We start from the raw sequence: 17,031 nt of genomic DNA on the forward strand, positions 1-17,031 counted from the left end.
GTGAGGGGAAGTTGGGGGTCAGGGCGTGCGGGCGAGTTCGGTGTCGATGAACCGGTTGAGATGGCGTCGGGCGTCCTGCGTGCTCAACGGCGGTGCCTGGCGCAGGCGTTGCAGCGCGAGGCCGTCGGCGAGGGCGGCGAAGCGTACGGTGAAGCCGTCGAGGTCGTCGCCGGTGAACTCCCCGTCGTCCACGCCCCGTTGGGCGAGCGCCCGGATCTGCTGGTGCCAGGCCTCGTACCGCCTGGCCTGACCGCGCGTGAAGGTCTCGTCCGTGGCCTGGTCGCCCGCGTTCCAGTAGTCGAACCACATCCGCCAGTGCCGGTCGGTGTCCTCCGTGAACAGCGCGTCGACCAGCAGCCGCAGCGCCTCGGCACCCGTGTCGGCCCGCTCCGCGGTCTCGCTCAGCTCGGCGTAGTACCGCTCGATGTGCAGCACCATCGCCTCGGAGAGGATCTCCTGGACGCTGCCGAAGTGGTACGTGACCGTGCCGACGGACACCCCGGCCGCGGCGGCCACGTCCCGCACGCCCACGGCGGCGTAACCGCGTTCGGCGATCAGCGGGACGGCCGCCTCGACGATGAGGCGCCGGCGTACCTCGGTGGGCTGGCGGGTGCGGTCGGCGGCGGCGACGGCACGGCGCGGGGTCCTGGCGGCCGTCATCCGGACGTCCTCCCGACGGTGCGGTGCCATGCGCGCTTGACCACTGTCTCTCCGTTCGCCCGTGCCTCGATGCGGCTGTCCATGACGAAGTCCGCGGCCGTGGCGCGCAGCTCCGTGGACGCCATGATCTCAGCGTCGTAGCCCTCCCCGCGCCGCAGCCGGATCCGCCACTCCGAGACGGCCTGCGCCGACAGCGGGTCGTCGCTCCGAATCCGGTACGTCTCCCGCGCACTCTCCTCGTAGCGCAGCCCGTCGGGATACGTCCGCGAGCCCCCGTAGTTGGGGTCGACCTCCAGCGTCCACTCCCCCGCGGCCACGTCGTGCGTGACCAGCCGCTCCGGACGCGGCGAGGTCGGCGGGTCGTAGGTCACCCGCAGCGGCGGCGCCTGTTCGGGCTCCTCGAAGCGGATCGGCGGCTCCTCGCCGGGCCCGCGCACGGGCAGGAGTACGGCGCTCTCCGCCGGTACGACGCTCAGCTCCCCGCGTTCGCCGTGCGGCCACACCCACGGCCAGTAGGCGTCCGAGACGGCGACGCGGACGCGGTGACCGGGCGGGAAGGCGTAGCCGATCCCGGTGAGTTCGATCTCGACGTCCTCGTACGTCCCCGGGCTCCACTCCACCGCCTTGTCCCGACCCCGCCTGCTCAGCAGGTTGAGCACACCGCGGGTGACGAGCGTGGACGAGCCGTCGGGGGCCACGTCGCACAGCCGGGCGATCACATGGGCGCGCGGGGTGGCGCTGTCGAGGCGCAGCCGGACACGCGGTCGGCCGAGGATCTCGACGCGCTCGGTGAGGGGCTCGGAGTCGAAGCAGACCGAGCGGCCGTCCTCCTCGCGCTGATCGGGCGGCAGGTCGCTCGCGTTGCCGAAGGGGAAGAAGCGGCCGGCGTCGAGGCCGGTGTGCTGCGGCGACCGGACGAGTACGGGAGCCGTCCCCGCGCCCAACGGCCGTGCGTCCCAGTCGACTTGTGGCGAAGGCCAGTCGGTCTCCCCTACCCAGCGGCCCGGCAGCACGTCGTACGAGGTGGCGGGCGGGACGGAATCGGTGATCCACGCCCGCAGCAGCGGCTCCTCCATGGCCCCGGTGTCGATGCCCTTGAGGTGCTGGTCCCACCAGCGCAGGGTCTCCTGGAGGAAGCCGATCGCGGGTCCTGGCGGCAGGCCCCGGTCGGGGTACTGGTGCGACCACGGGCCGATCAACCCCCGTACGCGGTCCGCCGGGAGGTGTTCTACGAGGCGGAGCACCGTGTCGCGGTACGGGTCGTTCCAGCCGCCGACCGCGAGGACGGCCGCGTCGATCGCGGTGTAGTCCTCGCAGACGCTGCCGTGCCGCCAGTAGGCGTCGCGCTGCTGGTGTTCGAGCCAGGTGTGCAGGAAGGGTTCGAGGGCGTCGAGGCGCTCGCGCCACATCGGCACCCAGCGGTCGGCGCCGACGTTCGCCGGGTCCGGTGGGCGGGCGGCGAAGGCGAGCATGGTGCCGGCCCAGGCGAGCATGTCGATGCCGAGGACGGCACCGCCGGTGTAGTGGACGTCGTTGTCGTAGCGGTCGTCGGTGGAGCAGACGGTGACGATCGCCTTCAGGGGTTCGGGGGCGAGGGCGGCGATCTGGAGGGAGTTGAAGCCGCCCCAGGAGATGCCGAACATGCCGACCTTGCCGGTGCACCAGGGCTGCCGGGCAAGCCAGTTGACGACGTCGACGCCGTCGGCGAGTTCCTGTGCGTCGTACTCGTCGCCGGGTGCGCCCTCGCTGTCGCCGTGACCGCGGATGTCGACGCGCACCGAGGCGTAGCCGTGGCCCGCGTACCAGGGGTGGCGTTGGGCGTCGCGCGGGGCGGTCCAGTCGGTCTTGCGGTACGGGAGGTATTCGAGCAACGCGGGCACCGGGTCGGACTCGGCGTCGGCGGGCCGCCACACGCGCGCGTGCAGCCGGGTCCGCCCGTCCCGGGTGGGGATCCAGATGTCCTCGCGGACGACCTGGTGCTCGAACTGTTCGCGGTACTTCACGAAACTCCTTCCGCGACGGGGGTGTCGAGGGGGCGCCAGCGTCGGACCCGGTGGCCGCCGTCGCCCTGGTCGGTCCAGATGTCGTGCCCGTCCGCCGCGTCGGCCCAGTCGAGGGTGTCGTCGACGAAGGGCTGTGCGTCGGGGTCGGGTTCGAGGGCCGCCGCCATGAGCTGGCGTGTGTAGGGGTGCCCGGGTGCGGCGAACACGGCCTCCGTCGGGCCCTCCTCGACGACCACGCCGTGGCGCAGGACGACGACGCGGTCGGCGATGCCGCGCACGACGGCGAGGTCGTGGCTGATGAAGAGACAGGCCAGGTCGCGTTCGCGGCGCAGGTCGTCGAGCAGGCGCAGGACGTCGGCCTGCACGGAGACGTCCAGGGCGGTGGTGATCTCGTCCGCGATCAGGACGTCCGGTTCGCCCGCCAACGCCCGTGCGATGCCGATGCGTTGGCGCTGGCCGCCGGAGAGCTGGGCGGGCAGGCGCTCGGCGAGAGCCGGGTCCAGGCGTACGTCGGCGATGAGCCGGCGGGCCTGCTCGGTCGCCTCGGTGCGGCCGGTCGCGGTGCCGAAGAAACGCAGGGGGTGGCGGACCGCGTCACCCACGGAGCGACGGGGGTTGAGGGAGGTGTCGGCGTTCTGGAAGACGAGCTGGATACGGCGGCGCAGGGCGAGCGGGCGGCGGTGCGCGGGGCGGGCCAGGTCGCCGGTCTCGTGGGTCAGCGTGCCGCCGGACGGAGTGCGCAGGCCCGCCAGGGTCCAGGCCAGCGTGGACTTGCCGCTGCCCGACTCGCCCACCAGGGCGACGACTTCGCCGCGCCGGACGTCGAAGGAGACACCGTCCACGGCTCGTGAGCTGCCGTAGTCGATGGTGACGTCGTGCGCGGACACGGTGACCGGCGAGTCCTCGGGCACGACAGTCTTCGGACGCACCTCCCGCTCCCCCGCCTCGGTCACGACGGCGAGGCCGGTGTCGTCCAGGCGCGGGACGCTCGCCAACAGCCGCTTCGTGTAGGCGTCCTGGGGCTGGGCGAACAGCTGCCGGGTGGGCGCGGTCTCCACGACGCGACCCGACTTCAGCACGCACACCTCGTCGGCCATGTGGGCGACGACACCGAGGTCGTGGCTCACCAGGACGGCGGCCAGGCCGAGTTCGTCGCGCAGGGCGGCGATCAGGTCGAGGACACCGCGCTGGGTGACGACGTCCAGGCCGGTGGTCGGTTCGTCGAGGACGAGCACCTTGGGGCGGGCGGCGATCGCCATGGCGATGGCGACGCGCTGCTGCTGACCGCCGGAGAGTTCGTGCGGGTAGCGGCGGGCGAGTTCGGCGGGGCGGGGCAGCCGGACCTGTTCGAGGAGGTCGACGACGGGTACGGTGCCGCCCGCCTCCTCGATCTGCCGGCCGATCCGCATGGTGGGCGTCAGCGCCTGTCCGGCGTTCTGGCCGACCATGGCGACGGTCCCGCCGCGCAGCCGCCGCAACTCCCGTGCCGGCAGGGCGAAGACGTCCTGTCCGTCCACGTGGACCGATCCGCCGGTGACGCGGGAGCCGTGGCGCAGATGTCCGAGGAGCGTGGCGGCGACGGTGGACTTGCCGCTGCCCGACTCGCCGACGAGCGCGAGCGTGCGCCCCTTGGCCACGTCCAGCGACACCTCGTACACGACCGGCACGTCCCGGCCGCCCGAACGGTAGGCCACGGAAAGGGAGTTCACGGAGACGATGGAGTTCATCGGGGACCTCCCGGGGTCGAGGCCGCCGCGTGCCCTCCGGGAGTCGAGGTCGGCACCTGCCCTCCCTGAGTCGAAGTCGTCACGGGCTCCCCCGGGGCCGAGGTCGTCACAGTCCCTCCCTGATCCGGTCGACGCCCCACGCCTTGGACAGGCCGTCGGCCGCGAGGTTGAGCCCGACCACCAGCGTGGCCAGGGCGATGATCGGCGCGAGGCTCGCCATCGGGACGACGGTGATGGCGGTGCGGTTCTCGGCGACCATCAACCCCCAGTCGGGGGTGGGCGGATCGGCACCGAAGCCGAGGAAGGACAGCGAGGAGATCAGCAGCACGACCCAGGACGCGCGCATCGCGAACTCCACGCAGACGACGTCCGTGATGTTCGGCAGGACCTCCCGGCGCAGGATCGACCAGGTGCTCTCGCCGCGGGCCCGGGCGGCGGTGACGTAGTCCATGGGGACCACCGCGAGGGCGGCACCGCGCACGACACGGGCGACCTGGGGGACGTAACTGACGGCGATGGCAAGGACGATGACGGCCGGTCCCGTGCCGAGGGCGGTCACGACGACGAGCAGGGCGAGGATCGACGGGATGGACAGGACGGCGTCCAGGATCCGGCCGAGCACGTCGTCGAACCAGCCGCCCCGAAGGGCCGCCGCGCAGCCGACGACCGTCCCGAGCGCGACGGTCACCAGGGTGGCGGTGACGGAGACCCCCAGCGCGTAGCGGCCGCCGTACAGCACGCGCGCGAGGACGTCGCGGCCGTACTGGTCGGTGCCCGCCCAGTGGTCGGCGCTGGGGCCGAGCAGGGCGTGCGAGGCGTCGTTGGCGATGGGGTCGTAGGAGGTCAGGAGCGGGGCGAGGAGGGCGATCAGGACGTGGACGGCGACGATCGCGAGTCCGACCGTGGCCGTGCGGGAGGAACGCAGGGTGCGCCAGGCGCGGGCGGCGGCACGTGGACCCGGCGCGACAGCGACCGGGGTGGTGTCGAGGGTGGTCATCGGGTCCTCCCGCGGGTGCGGAGCCTGGGGTTGAGGGCCATGGCGCCGAGGTCGGCGGCGAGGTTGCAGCAGACGTAGACGATGGCGCTGACGAGGGCGACGGCCTGGATGACGGGCAGGTCGCGGTTCTGCACGGAGGAGAGCATCAGCTTGCCGATGCCCGGGTAGTTGAAGACGTTCTCGACGACGGCGACCCCGCCGACCAGCCAGGCGACGTTGAGGGCGATGACGTGCAAGGTGGGGAGCAGGGCGCTGGGGAGGGCGTGGCGGGTGACGATCCGCCAGGTGGACAGGCCCTTGAGGCGGGCCGTGGTGACGTACTCGCCGGCCATCACGTCGATCACCGAGGTGCGGGCCATGCGCACGATGTACGCGGCCATGACGACGGCCAGCGCGAGGGCGGGAAGCCATACGGCGGGCAGGAGTTGGCCGACGCTCGCTTCGGGGCCGTAGAGGACGACCGCCGGGAACCACGGCAGGGCGACCGAGAAGCACAGCACGAGCACGGTCGCCACCACGAACTCGGGGACGCTCATGCCGATCAGGCTGACGGTGGAGATGACGTGGTCGGGCCAGCGGTCGCGGTACAGGCCCGCGAGGATGCCGAGGACCAGGGAGCCGGTCACCGCGAACAGGACGGTGATCAGGGCGATGAGCGCGGAGTTGCCGAGGTACATGGCGACTTCGCCACCGACGCCCTTCCCGGAGACGAGAGAGGTGCCGAAGTCGCCGTGCAGGGCGCCCTTGATCCAGTCGAAGTACTGCTCCCAGGCGGGCCGGTCGAGGCCGAGCTGGTCGCGCAGGGCGGCCACGGCGTCCGGGGTGGCGTCCTTGCCGAGGATCTGGGTGGCGACGTCGCCGGGCAGGGCCTGCACGGCGAGGAAGACGAGGATCGAGGAGAGGAACAGCGTGCCGACGGCGGAGGCCAGTCGGCGGAGCGTGAAGGAGAGCATGGTCAGGCCCCCTTCAGGCCGATGCCGAGGTAGTCGAACTCGAAGCCGTGCTCGGCGTATCCGCGCACCTTGCGGGAGATGCCGACGAGCCGGTCGGCGAACATCGGGGTCATCGCCCCGCCCTTCTCGATCACCAACGTCTGTGCCTCGCCGTAGAGTTCGCGCCGTTTCGCGTCGTCGGTCTCGGCCCTGGCCCGGTCCAGGACGGAGTCGAACTCCTTGTCCGACCAGGCCGTCTCGTTGTACGAGGAGCCGCTGCGGAAGATCTGGGTGAGCAGCTGGTCGACGGGCCGGCCGGTGAACCAGTAGGTGGCCATCAGCGGCTTCTTCATCCAGATCTGCGTGTAGTACGAGTCTGCGGAGGCCGTCTTGACGCGGACGCGGATCCCGGCGCGTTTGGCGGAGTCCTGGTAGGCCAGCGCCATCGGCGTGAACAGCGGGTCGTAGGCGGAGGTGTAGAGGTCGACGGCGAGGCCTTCGTGCCCCGCCTGCTTCAGCAGGAACTTCGCCTTCTCCGGGTCGTGTTCGGGGTGCGCGGCGATGTGGGCGGGGTCGCTGGGCGGTACGGGGTTGTCCCAGCCGGCGGTGCCCGCGCCCTGGAGGGCGACCTTCACGACGTGCTCGGGGTCGTAGGCGAGCTTCATCGCCTGCCGGACGCGTACGTCGGTGAAGGGCTTGTCGGTGGTGAGCATCGGCAGGACGTACCACTGGGCGTTCTTCACGCGCGCGATGGTGGCCCGGTCCGAGGCGGCGACCACGCGCGCGGTGGCGAAGTCGAGGTTGGTCTGGGAGAGAAGGTCGACCTGGCCTGCCAGCAGGGCATTCGAGCGTGCCGACATGTCGGCGACCGAGTAGAAGTCGATCGCGTCGAGCACCGGGCGGCCGGCCCAGTGGTCCCGGTACGCCGTGACGCGGCCGGGTCCCGCCGGTGCGAACGACTCCAGCTTGAAGGGGCCGGTGCCGATACCGGTGCGGCCGATCGACTTGGCGCTGCCGTCGGGGACGACGTAGCAGTTGTAGTGCGTGAGCAGGCTCGGGAACTCGGCGTTCGGGGTCTTCAGCGGGACGACCAGGGTGTGGGCGTCGGGCGTGCCCAGCTTCGCGGGGTCGATGAGCGGGGCGAGGACGGCGGCCTGCGGGGACGCGGTCGCCTTGTCGAGGATGTGGCGGAGCGTGTAGGCGGCGTCGGCGGAGGTGAAGGCGCGGCCGTCGTGGAAGGCGACGCCCTGGCGTAGCCGGAAGGTCCAGGTGCGGGCCTTGCTGTCGCTCTCCCACGACTCGGCGAGATCGGGGGCGAGTTCACCGTCGACGCCGATCCGGACGAGCCGGTTGTAGAGGGCGCCCAGGTACTCGTACGCGGACAGGGAGCTCGCCGGGTCGAGGGTCTCGGCGTCGGAGGCGGGCGGCCGGGCGATGCGCAGGGTGCCGCCGCTGTCGGGGGCGCCCTGCCGCGCGGCGGCCGGCAGCACCGGCGTGGCGGCGGCCCCCGTACAGCCGGACAGCAGCCAGGACGCGCCGAGCGAGGCCACGGAGGCCGCGCCCGCGGCGAGCACCGACCGCCGGCGCGGGGGGTGGATGTCGGACATGGACCGACCGTCTCTCTCGCTATTCGTTCAGCGGAACGATTGAGTGAAGTGCGTGAACGATAACGAGACGACGCTTTCCCGCCAACCCTTCGGGCATGGAAATTAACCTCGCGAAACCCATCGGTAACGGGAGGTGGGGTGAGCGCGGGGTGAGTGGCGCGTGGACGGCACGCGAGGTGAGCGGTGCGCGCGGCAGGGGGCCGGTCCGGTCGGGGCCGACTCAGATGTCGGAGTCGATGCCCGTGATGATCACGGGTCCCAGCGGTGCGGAGTTCTCGTCCAGACCGGCCTTGCGCAGGGCGGAGTCCGCGAGGTCGCGGGCGTCCTGTTCGGCGTCGGCACGGCTGTCCGCCTCGACCTTCATGTGCAGGGTGAAGGTGTTGTCGTCGTTGACCGCGAGGACGTCGAGGTCCTCGGCGCTCCCCAGCTGGGTGGCGTGCGGGTCCGCCGGACGCAGGGCCCGGGTCAGCTCCGCCCTCGCCCCGGCCTCGATCCCGTCGGTGAAGGTGCCGGGCACAGTGACCACGTAGGTCGTCATGGTGATCCTTCCGTCGGGGTGAACCACCGTCTACCCAGCTTCGCGCCGCCGACCCACCCCTGTCGCGCCGGGTCGACGGGAGCGCGTCCCGCCTGCGAGAGTCCCCTTCGCACACCCACCCCCGGACCGGACCAGCGAGGGAAACCCATGGCGCGCATCACCGACAGCACGATTCTGATCGTCGGCGCCTCGTCGGGGATCGGGGCCGAGGTGGCCCGACTGCTGGCGTCCGGCGGCAACCGGCTGGTCGTCACGGCCCGGCGCGCGCCGGAGCTGGCGTCCGTGGCCGCGGAGGTCCGGGCCGCCGGGAGCGACTGTCTCGACCTCCCCGCCGACGCCCTGGATCCGCGGGCGGCGGCCGGGGTGGTCACGGCGGCGGTCGCGGAGTACGGGTCGATCGACATCGCGCTGCTCAACGCGGGCCAGGGTCCGGACCTGCGGATGGACCAGGTCGGCGTCGAGGACGTCACGCGGATCATGGCGCTCAACTACGACGTGGTCGTCAACTATCTGGTCCCGCTGATCGAGCAGCTGGGCGGTCAACCGGCCGGCGGGCTCATCGCGCACACCAACTCGCTGGCCGGGCTGATGGGCCTGCCCCGGCAGGGGCCGTACTCGGCGGCGAAGGCGGCCGCCCGTACGCTCATCGACGCCGCGCGCGTCGAACTGGCGCCCAGGGGAATCCGGTTCACCAGCATCCACCCGGGGTTCGTGGCGACCGACCGGATCAGCGGGGACGGTCTGCCCAAGCCCTTCGAGATCAGCCAGGAGCGCGCGGCGCGACTCGTCGTCCGCGCGCTGGAGAGGGAACCGGCGCAGGCGTACTTCCCGTGGGCCACGACGACGCTGGTGCGTACGCTGCGGGCCCTGCCCACGCCGGTCTCCTCCCGGGTACTGCGCCGCCTGGCCGCCGGATAGCCGGCGGCCGGGCGGCCAGGACCTGTCGTTCTGCGTCAGGAGCGACGCGTGCGACGGCCCGCGTACAGCGCGCCGGCGCCGAGGGCGACGACCAGCGCGGCTCCGCCGGCGATCGCGCCGACCGGCGCGCTGGAGCCGGTCTCGGCCAGCGGCGGACCGCTCGGGCTCGACTTGGGCTCCGGCGTGTTCGGCGGCGTCGTCATCGGCGGGACGTCCGGCGTGGTGGGGGGCGTGGTGGACGGCGCCGGGGTGGTGGGCGGCGTGTCCACGGGCGGGGTGCTGCCGGCCGGCGGGGTCGACGGCGTCGCCGGGGAGGTGGGCGGCGTCTCGGACGGCGTCGGCGACTCGGGCGTGCCCGGGGTGCACTCCTTGTCGCCGCCGTTCCAGGCCGCTATGAGGTGGTACGGCGTGTTGACGTTGCCCGGCTGGTACGGCAGCGGACCGTGGCCCGTGCCCGTCTTGCCGTCGTAGGCGATGTCGTCGCCGTACAGGTCGATCTGGCCGTAGCAGTCGGGGGACTTGACGGACAGCTTCTGCCAGGTCCGGCCCTTGTCGTCGGCGCCGGCGAGGTCGTCCTTGGTGAGGTAGACGGTGGCCTTGTCGACCATCGTCTGGTGGCCCGAGGTGTACCAGTTCGGGCCCTCGGTGGTGTATTCGGCCAGCGAGACCGGGTAGGTGCAGCCGTCGGCCACGGTCTGGCCCGGGGCGAGCCTGACCTGGACGGTGCCGGGGACGGTGGTCCACTGGAGGAAGCCACCCTCCGAGGTCCAGTCGGCGCCGACAACGTTTCCATCGGCACCGACGATGCGGTACTGGACCGTGGCGGCGTTGCACTCGGCCGTCGTGGCGCCGGCCGTACCCGCGCCGAGCACGGGCACGAGGGCGGCGGCGAAGACGGTTGCGGCGAGGGCGGCAAGGGTTCGTGGTTCTTGCGAACGCGACAAGATGAGCCTCTGTGGAAAAGAAGGTGTGGGAGGTGGCACAAACGCGGTGGGTACGCGGTCGGCAGCGACAACGGCATGCGTGACCGAGCCACTCGCGTCACTTCGCTCAGTTCAGTCACAGCGAAGGTGTGAGCCGCATTCTTGTCACCTTCCACAACTCCCGTCAATCCTTCACCAGTTGCCCACGAACTGAAGGTCATCCTCCATGCCGAACCATGACCCAATCGTGACCTGAGCGATGTCGCTTTCCGACTCGCTCCGGGGTGTCTTCCGCCTCACTCCGCCGTCTTGCGCGCCAACGCGTTGTTGCCTATCGAGTTGTGCACGCTGAAGCTCACGGCGTCCGAGCGGTAGCGGTCGTCCGACCACTCGACAGGACGCCCCTCCCGGGTCGTCGTCACCCGACGGACCCGGAGCAACGGGCTGGTCCGGCGGATGCCCAGCAGCTCCGCGTCCTGCGCGCCCGCCGCCACCGCGTCGATGACGTGCTCGCCGTACGCGAAGACCAACCCCGTGTCGTCGTACAGGCGTTGGGTCACCGACGGGCACTCCGGCTCGATCACCTCGACCGCGGGGGAGATCCAGTCGGCGTAGACCGTCCGCTCCAGGAGGACCGGCTCACCGTCCAGGCCGCGGACCCGCAGGACGTGCAACACAGGGGTCTTCTCGGCGAGTTGGAGGCGCACGGCGTCCTCGGCCGTGGCCGGGCGGTACTCCTGCTCGACCACGCGCCCGGTGGCCTCGCGCTCCATCGCGCGCGCCCACTCGGCGAAGCTGCGCAGTTCCGCGAAGCTCTGGCTGCGGCGGCTGGCGAGGACCATCCGGCGGGCGCCCTGACGGGAGCCGATCAGCCCCTCGGCGGTGAGGGCCGCGACGGCCTGGCGGACCGTGCCGCGCGAGACGCCGTACTGCGCCGCGAGGTCCGTCTCCGCGGGCAGCCGGCTCCCGACTGTGTACTCCTCGCGGTCGATGGCCCTGCGCAGCTCGTCGGCGATCTCCTCGTGTCGCGCCGTCATGCTTCCCCTCCGAGTTGGCCACAGTGCACAGCGTGAGCAGCGTAGTCGAGTTCCCCTGGTGATCCGTGTCAGCAAGGAGTGTGCAGAGAAGAAGGGGTCACGGTTTCGCCAATGTTTACGAACAAGACACCATTGCCGGGCGTACTGAGGCCAACTTGTTCAGACAAGTTCTCCGCTCTGCTCTGACCCTCGTGCGCACCCCTGGAGAGACCGTGACCGTGTCCCCGTCGAGAAACGCCGTCCTGGGTGGTTCCCTCGCCGTCGTCGCCGCGCTGGCCCTCAGCGCCTGCGGCGCCGCCCCCGACAACTCGTCGTCCACCACCGACGGCAAGAACGCCGCCACCGCCACCTCCGCCGCCGACTTCGGCGGCATGGACGCCCTGGTGAAGGCGGCCAAGAAGGAGGGCACCCTGCACGCCATCGCCCTCCCCCGCGACTGGGCCAACTACGGTGCCCTCATCGACGGCTTCACGAAGAAGTACGGCATCAAGATCACGGACGAGAACCCGGACGGGTCGAGCCAGGACGAGATCAACGCCGTGACCTCCCGCAAGGGTCAGGACCGCGCCCCCGACGTCCTCGACCTCGGTTCCTCCTTCGCGCTCAGCGCCGCCCAGCAGGGGCTGCTCGCGCCGTACAAGGTCGCCTCCTTCGACGACATCCCCGAGGGCCAGAAGGACCCGAAGGGGCAGTGGTTCAACGACTACGGCGGCTACATCTCCATCGGCTGCGACGCCAAGCGGGTCAAGACCTGTCCGACCACCTTCGCGGACCTGCTGAAGCCGCAGTACAAGGGCCAGGTCGCCCTCAACGGCAACCCGACCAAGTCGGGTTCGGCCTTCGGTGGCGTGTACGCGGCGGCGCTCGCCAACAAGGGCTCCTTCGACGACATCCAGCCAGGCCTGGACTTCTTCGGCGAGCTGAAGAAGAACGGCAACTACACGCCCGTCGAGTCGACCCCGGCCACCGTCGAGAAGGGCGAGACGCCCATCTCCATCGACTGGGACTACCTCAACGCCGGTTACGCCGACGAGTTCAAGTCCAAGGGTGTCGACTGGAAGGTCTCGATCCCGAGCGACGGCCAGTTCGCGCAGTACTACTCGCAGGCCATCAACAAGGACGCCCCGCACCCGGCGGCCGCCCGTCTGTGGCAGGAGTACCTGTACAGCGCCGAGGGCCAGAACCTGTGGCTCAAGGGGTACGCGCGTCCGGCGCTGATGACCTCCATGGAGGCGGCCGGCACGCTCGACAAGACCGCCGCGGCCAAGCTCCCGCAGGTCTCCGGCACGCCGAGCTTCCCGACCGAGGCCCAGCAGGCGAAGGCCAAGACGGTCATCGCGCAGGGCTGGGCGAAGGCCGTCTCCGGATGACGGCCACGCTCACGCGGGCCGACGTGGTTGCCGCCGCTTCTTCGAAGCGGCGGCGCCGCGTTCCCGGCTGGATCGCCGTGGTCCCGCTGCTCGTGTTCGTCGCGGTCGCCTTCGGGGTGCCCGCCATCGCGATGCTGAACGGCGCCTTCACCGTCAAGAACCAGACGACGGGCGCCACTTCGTACAGCACCGTCAACCTGACCGACTCCCTCAAGGGCGCCTACCTCACCGCGTTGATCGGCAGCGTCAAGCTGTCCGCCCTCTCGGCCGCCCTCGGCACCCTGCTCGGTCTTCCGCTCGCGCAGGTCGTCGTCACCTCACGCTTCCGCGCCCTGCGCGAGGCCGTGCTCACCGCCTCCGGCGTTCTCGCCAACTTCGGTGGCGTGCCGCTGGCCTTCGCGTTCGTCGCCACGCTCGGCAACGCCGGTGTACTGACCACCCACCTGGGCCTCAAGGACAAGGGCTGGGACCTCTACAGCTTCTCGGGCCTGGTCCTGGTCTACCTGTACTTCCTCATCCCGCTGATGGTCCTCACCATCACCCCGGCCCTGGAGGGCCTGCGCACCCAGTGGCGCGAGGCCGCCCAGAACAACGGCGCCACCGGCGTCCAGTACTGGCGGCACGTGGCCCTGCCGGTGCTGCTGCCCTCGCTGCTCGGCGGGTTCGTCCTCCTCTTCGGCAGCGCGTTCGCCGCGTACGCCACCGCCGCGGCCATGGTGGGCAGTTCGGTCCCGCTGGTCACGCTCCAGATCGCCGACGCCATCTCCGGCAACGTGCTGGTCGGCCAGGAGAACGTGGCCCTCGCCCTCAGCCTGGACATGGTCCTGGTCGCGGGCCTGGTCATGGCCGTGTATCTGCCCCTGCAACGACGGAGCGCGCGATGGCTGGACGCCTGAACCTCTGGCGGTGGGTCGTCCTCGCCCTCGCCGCCCTGTACTTCCTGGTGCCGCTCGCCGCGTCCGTGATCTTCACCGTGGACGTGCCCGGGCAGGGCGTCACCTTCGACGCCTACACGGAGATCGTCTCCGCCGACGGCTTCACCACCAGCCTGGTGCTCTCGCTGGAACTCGCCGCGGCCACCATCGCCGTGGTCCTGCTCCTGATGGTCCCGGCCATGGTCGCGCTGCGGCTCGGCGCGCCCCGGCTGCGGCCCGTCGTCGAGGTGATCTGCTCGCTGCCGCTGGTGGTGCCGCCGATCGCGTTCGTCGCGGGTATCGCCACGGTCCTCAAGTGGGGGCCCGACCACCTGTCCAGAACCCCGTTGTTCCAGACCTTCGTGGCGATCCAGAACCCGGACTTCCCGTTCGTCCTGGTCCTCGCCTACGTCGTGATGGCGCTGCCGTTCGTGTACCGGGCACTGGACTCGGGGCTGCGGGCGATCGACGTGAAGACCCTCGTCGAGGCCGCCCGCAGCTGCGGCGCCGGCTGGCCGCAGGCGCTGGTGCGGGCCGTACTGCCCAATCTGCGCGGGGCGTTGCTCAACGCGTCCTTCCTGACGCTGGCGCTGGTGCTCGGCGAGTTCACCGTGGCCCAACTCCTCGGCTTCCAGCCCTTCGCCGTGTGGATCTACAGCGTCGGCGGGTCCAACGCCCAGCTCTCCGTCGCCGTCTCCGTGCTCAGCCTGGTCGTCACCTGGGCACTCCTCCTCGCGCTCGCCGGTGTCGGCGGACGTGACAAAACCGCTTCGTCCCGGGGATGAACCATGACCGCCACCACGCTTGAGAAGACCACGACGGAGAACGCAGCCACCGTCGAATTCCAGGACCTGCGCCGGGAGTTCGGCCCGACGATCGCCCTCGACGGACTCGACCTGACGGTGCGTCCCGGTGAGTTCCTGGCCCTGCTCGGCCCCTCCGGCTGCGGCAAGACCACCGCCCTGCGCATGCTCGCCGGGTTCGAACACCCCACCTCCGGGACGGTGCTGGTGGACGGCAAGGACGTCACCGACGTGCCCGCGCACCGCCGCGACGCCGGGATGGTCTTCCAGTCGTACAGCCTCTTCCCGCATCTCAACGCGCTCGACAACGTCGCCTTCGGACTGCGCATGCGCAAGGTGCGTACGGCCGAACGGCGATCGCGTGCGGCCGAGTTGCTCGACCTCGTCGGGCTCGGCGACAAGGGCGAGCGCTTCCCGCACCAGCTCTCCGGCGGCCAGCAGCAGCGCGTCGCGCTGGCCCGCGCGCTCGCCCTGCGTCCGCGCGTCCTGCTCCTGGACGAGCCGCTGTCGGCGCTCGACGCCAAGGTGCGCCTCAGCCTGCGCGAGGAGATCCGCCGGCTCCAGCAGGAACTCGGCATCACCACCCTCTTCGTGACGCACGATCAGGAAGAGGCGCTGTCCATCGCCGACCGGGTCGCCGTGATGCGGGCCGGGAAGCTCGAACAGTGCGCCGCACCGGCCGAGTTGTACGGCCGGCCCGCCACCGCGTTCGTCGCCGAGTTCGTCGGCACGATGAGCCGGCTTCCCGGACGGCTCACGGACGGGGTCGTCGAAGTGCTCGGCGGGCAGCGGCTGCCCGTGGACGGCGAGGCCCCGGCCGGACCCGACGTGGACGTGCTCGTCCGGCCCGAGGCGATCGACGTGCGCGCCGAGGAGTCCGGGACCGCACGCGTGATCGGCACCGCCTTCCTCGGCGCGGTCGTTCGCGTCGGTGTCCGGCTCGCCGACGGCACCGAGGTCAAGGCCGACCTGCCCACGCACGAGGCCACCGCGCTGGGCGCCGGCGCCGCCGTGACGGTGTCGCTCCCGGAGCGGCCGGTACTCGTGGCAGAACGTGTCCAGCCGTAGGGCCAGGTGGCCCGCGGTGAACCCGCAGTGAAAGAGAGAAACGTGACCCCCCACACCCAACTCCCGCTCCAGGCCGTCCTGTTCGACATGGACGGAACGCTCGTCGACACCGAGCGACTGTGGTGGGAGGCGGTGGAGCAGGTCGCGGGCAGGACCCTGACGGACGCGGACCAGCCGGAGGTGCTCGGCCGTCCGGTCGAGCACACCGCCGACTGGCTCGCCACGACCACGGGTGCGTCGGCGGCGGATCTCGCGACCGCCCTGCACCGGGAGTTCGCGGCCCGCGTCCGCACCGGCATCGTGCCGCGCCCCGGCGCGCTCGACCTGCTCGACGCCCTGGCCCGCGACGGCGTCCCCACGGCGCTCGTCACCGCGTCCCCCCGCGCGGTCGCCGACACCGTCCTGGACGCCCTCGGCGCGAGCCGCTTCGCGGTCTCCGTCACCGCCGAGGACACCCCGCACACCAAACCCGCCCCCGACCCCTACCTCGCCGCCTGCCGCGCCCTCGGCGTGGACCCGGCCCGCTGTGTCGCCGTCGAGGACACCCCGACCGGCGTCAGCTCCGCCGAGGCCGCCGGCTGCGCGGTCCTCGCCGTGCCGTCGCTGGCCCCCATCGACCCGGCGCCCGGCCGCACGGTCGTGGCCAGCCTCGAAGAGGTCACCCCGAACCGGCTGCGGGACCTGGTCGCGCCCCGGCTGCGGGTGCTGAGCTGGAACCTCTGGCTCGGCGGCGCGCGGATCGACGACCACCGCGCCAAGCAGCTCAAGGTCATCCTGGACACCGAGGCCGATGTCGTCGGCCTCCAGGAGACGGCCGGCACCGCGGCCCGGGAACTGGCCGAGGCGCTCGGCTGGTACCACCACGAGGCCGGCGAGAACCTCGGCATCATCAGCCGCCACCCGATCACGGCCGGCCTCGGCGACCCCGGCGTCGGCTTCTACGGAGCGGCCGGCGCCCGCGTCCGCGTCGGGCCCGCGCACGAGGTGGACGTATGGACGGCTCATCTGCACTACACGCCGTACGGCCCCTACGAAGCCGCCTTCGACGGGCTTTCGGCGGACGAGCTGATCGACCACGAGGACGTGCGGCTCGCGCAGATGCGGGAGGCGCTGCGGCAGATCGAGGAGTCGGCGCGGCCGGACGTGCCGGTGGTCCTGACCGGTGACTTCAACTGCCCCTCGCACCTGGACCGTTCGGACGTGGCGTGGCCGGTGACGAGGGCGGCCGAGGCCGCGGGGCTGCGCGACTCCTACCGCGAGGCGCACCCCGATCCGGTCCGCGCCCCCGGCCACACCTGGTCACCGATCCACCCGGTGAACGAGGACGACCCCGCCCTCGGCGAGCCGCAGGACCGGATCGACTACGTCCTGCACGACGGCCGTGGCCTCGAAGTCGTCGACTCGCGCACGGTCGTCACCGGCGTCCCGCACGCGTGGCCCGACGTGGCCGGAAACGACTGGCCGTCGGACCACGCGGCGGTCCTCACCACGTTCACGCTGGGCCTGCCGGAGGGGCCCAGCGCCGGGTGAGGCC

The 17,031-nt window shown here is 71.6% G+C and carries 15 protein-coding genes; 6 read left to right on the forward strand and 9 right to left on the reverse strand.

From position 1 onward, the window contains the following. Nucleotides 1–18: 18 nt before the first annotated feature. From ACIP6U_RS11770 to ACIP6U_RS11800, 7 genes are all read right to left on the reverse strand, one after another. Complete coding sequence (locus tag ACIP6U_RS11770) at nucleotides 19–660, reverse strand: TetR/AcrR family transcriptional regulator (protein ID WP_401715280.1); 642 nt, start codon at nucleotides 658–660, stop codon at nucleotides 19–21. Next, nucleotides 657–2,663: a CocE/NonD family hydrolase gene (locus ACIP6U_RS11775; protein WP_401715282.1), complete on the reverse strand. Its 2,007-nt coding sequence runs from the start codon at nucleotides 2,661–2,663 to the stop codon at nucleotides 657–659. The genes ACIP6U_RS11770 and ACIP6U_RS11775 overlap by 4 nt, the downstream gene beginning before the upstream one ends. After that, nucleotides 2,660–4,390 carry a dipeptide ABC transporter ATP-binding protein gene (locus ACIP6U_RS11780; RefSeq protein ID WP_401715284.1) on the reverse strand — a complete coding sequence of 577 codons (1,731 nt, stop codon included), beginning with the start codon at nucleotides 4,388–4,390 and terminating at the stop codon, nucleotides 2,660–2,662. Before ACIP6U_RS11780 ends, ACIP6U_RS11775 begins: the two co-directional genes overlap by 4 nt. A gap of 106 nt (nucleotides 4,391–4,496) precedes the next feature. Then, nucleotides 4,497–5,387, reverse strand: a complete 891-nt coding sequence (locus ACIP6U_RS11785) for an ABC transporter permease (RefSeq protein ID WP_401715286.1) — start codon at nucleotides 5,385–5,387, stop codon at nucleotides 4,497–4,499. Next, entirely contained in the window at nucleotides 5,384–6,340 is a 957-nt protein-coding gene (locus ACIP6U_RS11790; RefSeq protein WP_401715289.1) for an ABC transporter permease, read from the reverse strand. Before ACIP6U_RS11790 ends, ACIP6U_RS11785 begins: the two co-directional genes overlap by 4 nt. 2 nt (nucleotides 6,341–6,342) lie before the next feature. Beyond that, nucleotides 6,343–7,926: an ABC transporter substrate-binding protein gene (locus ACIP6U_RS11795; protein WP_401715291.1), complete on the reverse strand. Its 1,584-nt coding sequence runs from the start codon at nucleotides 7,924–7,926 to the stop codon at nucleotides 6,343–6,345. A gap of 220 nt (nucleotides 7,927–8,146) precedes the next feature. Next, nucleotides 8,147–8,464: a hypothetical protein gene (locus ACIP6U_RS11800; protein WP_401715293.1), complete on the reverse strand. Its 318-nt coding sequence runs from the start codon at nucleotides 8,462–8,464 to the stop codon at nucleotides 8,147–8,149. A gap of 147 nt (nucleotides 8,465–8,611) precedes the next feature. Here ACIP6U_RS11800 and ACIP6U_RS11805 point away from each other — a divergent pair, with 147 nt between their 5' ends. Further along, on the forward strand, nucleotides 8,612–9,382 hold the full coding sequence (locus ACIP6U_RS11805) for an SDR family NAD(P)-dependent oxidoreductase (RefSeq protein WP_401715295.1): 771 nt from the start codon (nucleotides 8,612–8,614) through the stop codon (nucleotides 9,380–9,382). Nucleotides 9,383–9,417: 35 nt separating this feature from the next. Here the strand turns inward: ACIP6U_RS11805 and ACIP6U_RS11810 are convergent, their stop codons facing one another. Further along, nucleotides 9,418–10,326, reverse strand: coding sequence for a hypothetical protein (locus ACIP6U_RS11810; RefSeq protein WP_401715297.1), 909 nt, complete (start codon nucleotides 10,324–10,326; stop codon nucleotides 9,418–9,420). 275 nt (nucleotides 10,327–10,601) lie between these two features. Next, on the reverse strand, nucleotides 10,602–11,342 hold the full coding sequence (locus ACIP6U_RS11815; RefSeq protein WP_401715299.1) for a GntR family transcriptional regulator: 741 nt from the start codon (nucleotides 11,340–11,342) through the stop codon (nucleotides 10,602–10,604). 212 nt (nucleotides 11,343–11,554) lie between these two features. On the opposite strand from ACIP6U_RS11815, the gene ACIP6U_RS11820 reads away from it, so the two are divergent. From ACIP6U_RS11820 to ACIP6U_RS11840, 5 genes are read left to right on the forward strand one after another with little or no spacing between them, the layout of a single operon-like run. Further along, nucleotides 11,555–12,712, forward strand: coding sequence for an ABC transporter substrate-binding protein (locus ACIP6U_RS11820; protein ID WP_401715301.1), 1,158 nt, complete (start codon nucleotides 11,555–11,557; stop codon nucleotides 12,710–12,712). Then, nucleotides 12,709–13,608 (forward strand): ABC transporter permease, encoded by a 900-nt coding sequence (locus ACIP6U_RS11825; protein ID WP_401715303.1) that lies wholly within the window; start codon nucleotides 12,709–12,711, stop codon nucleotides 13,606–13,608. Before ACIP6U_RS11820 ends, ACIP6U_RS11825 begins: the two co-directional genes overlap by 4 nt. Next, nucleotides 13,593–14,411 carry an ABC transporter permease gene (locus ACIP6U_RS11830; RefSeq protein WP_401715305.1) on the forward strand — a complete coding sequence of 273 codons (819 nt, stop codon included), beginning with the start codon at nucleotides 13,593–13,595 and terminating at the stop codon, nucleotides 14,409–14,411. The genes ACIP6U_RS11825 and ACIP6U_RS11830 overlap by 16 nt, the downstream gene beginning before the upstream one ends. A 3-nt stretch (nucleotides 14,412–14,414) precedes the next feature. Beyond that, a complete protein-coding gene (locus tag ACIP6U_RS11835; RefSeq protein WP_401715307.1) occupies nucleotides 14,415–15,497 on the forward strand; it encodes an ABC transporter ATP-binding protein in 1,083 nt (360 codons plus the stop codon). A gap of 42 nt (nucleotides 15,498–15,539) precedes the next feature. Next, nucleotides 15,540–17,027, forward strand: coding sequence for an HAD-IA family hydrolase (locus tag ACIP6U_RS11840; protein WP_401715309.1), 1,488 nt, complete (start codon nucleotides 15,540–15,542; stop codon nucleotides 17,025–17,027). Nucleotides 17,028–17,031: the final 4 nt, after the last annotated feature.

Origin of the sequence: Streptomyces sp. NPDC088794 (assembly GCF_044750545.1) — a bacterium.
Classification (GTDB): Bacteria; Actinomycetota; Actinomycetes; order Streptomycetales; family Streptomycetaceae; genus Streptomyces.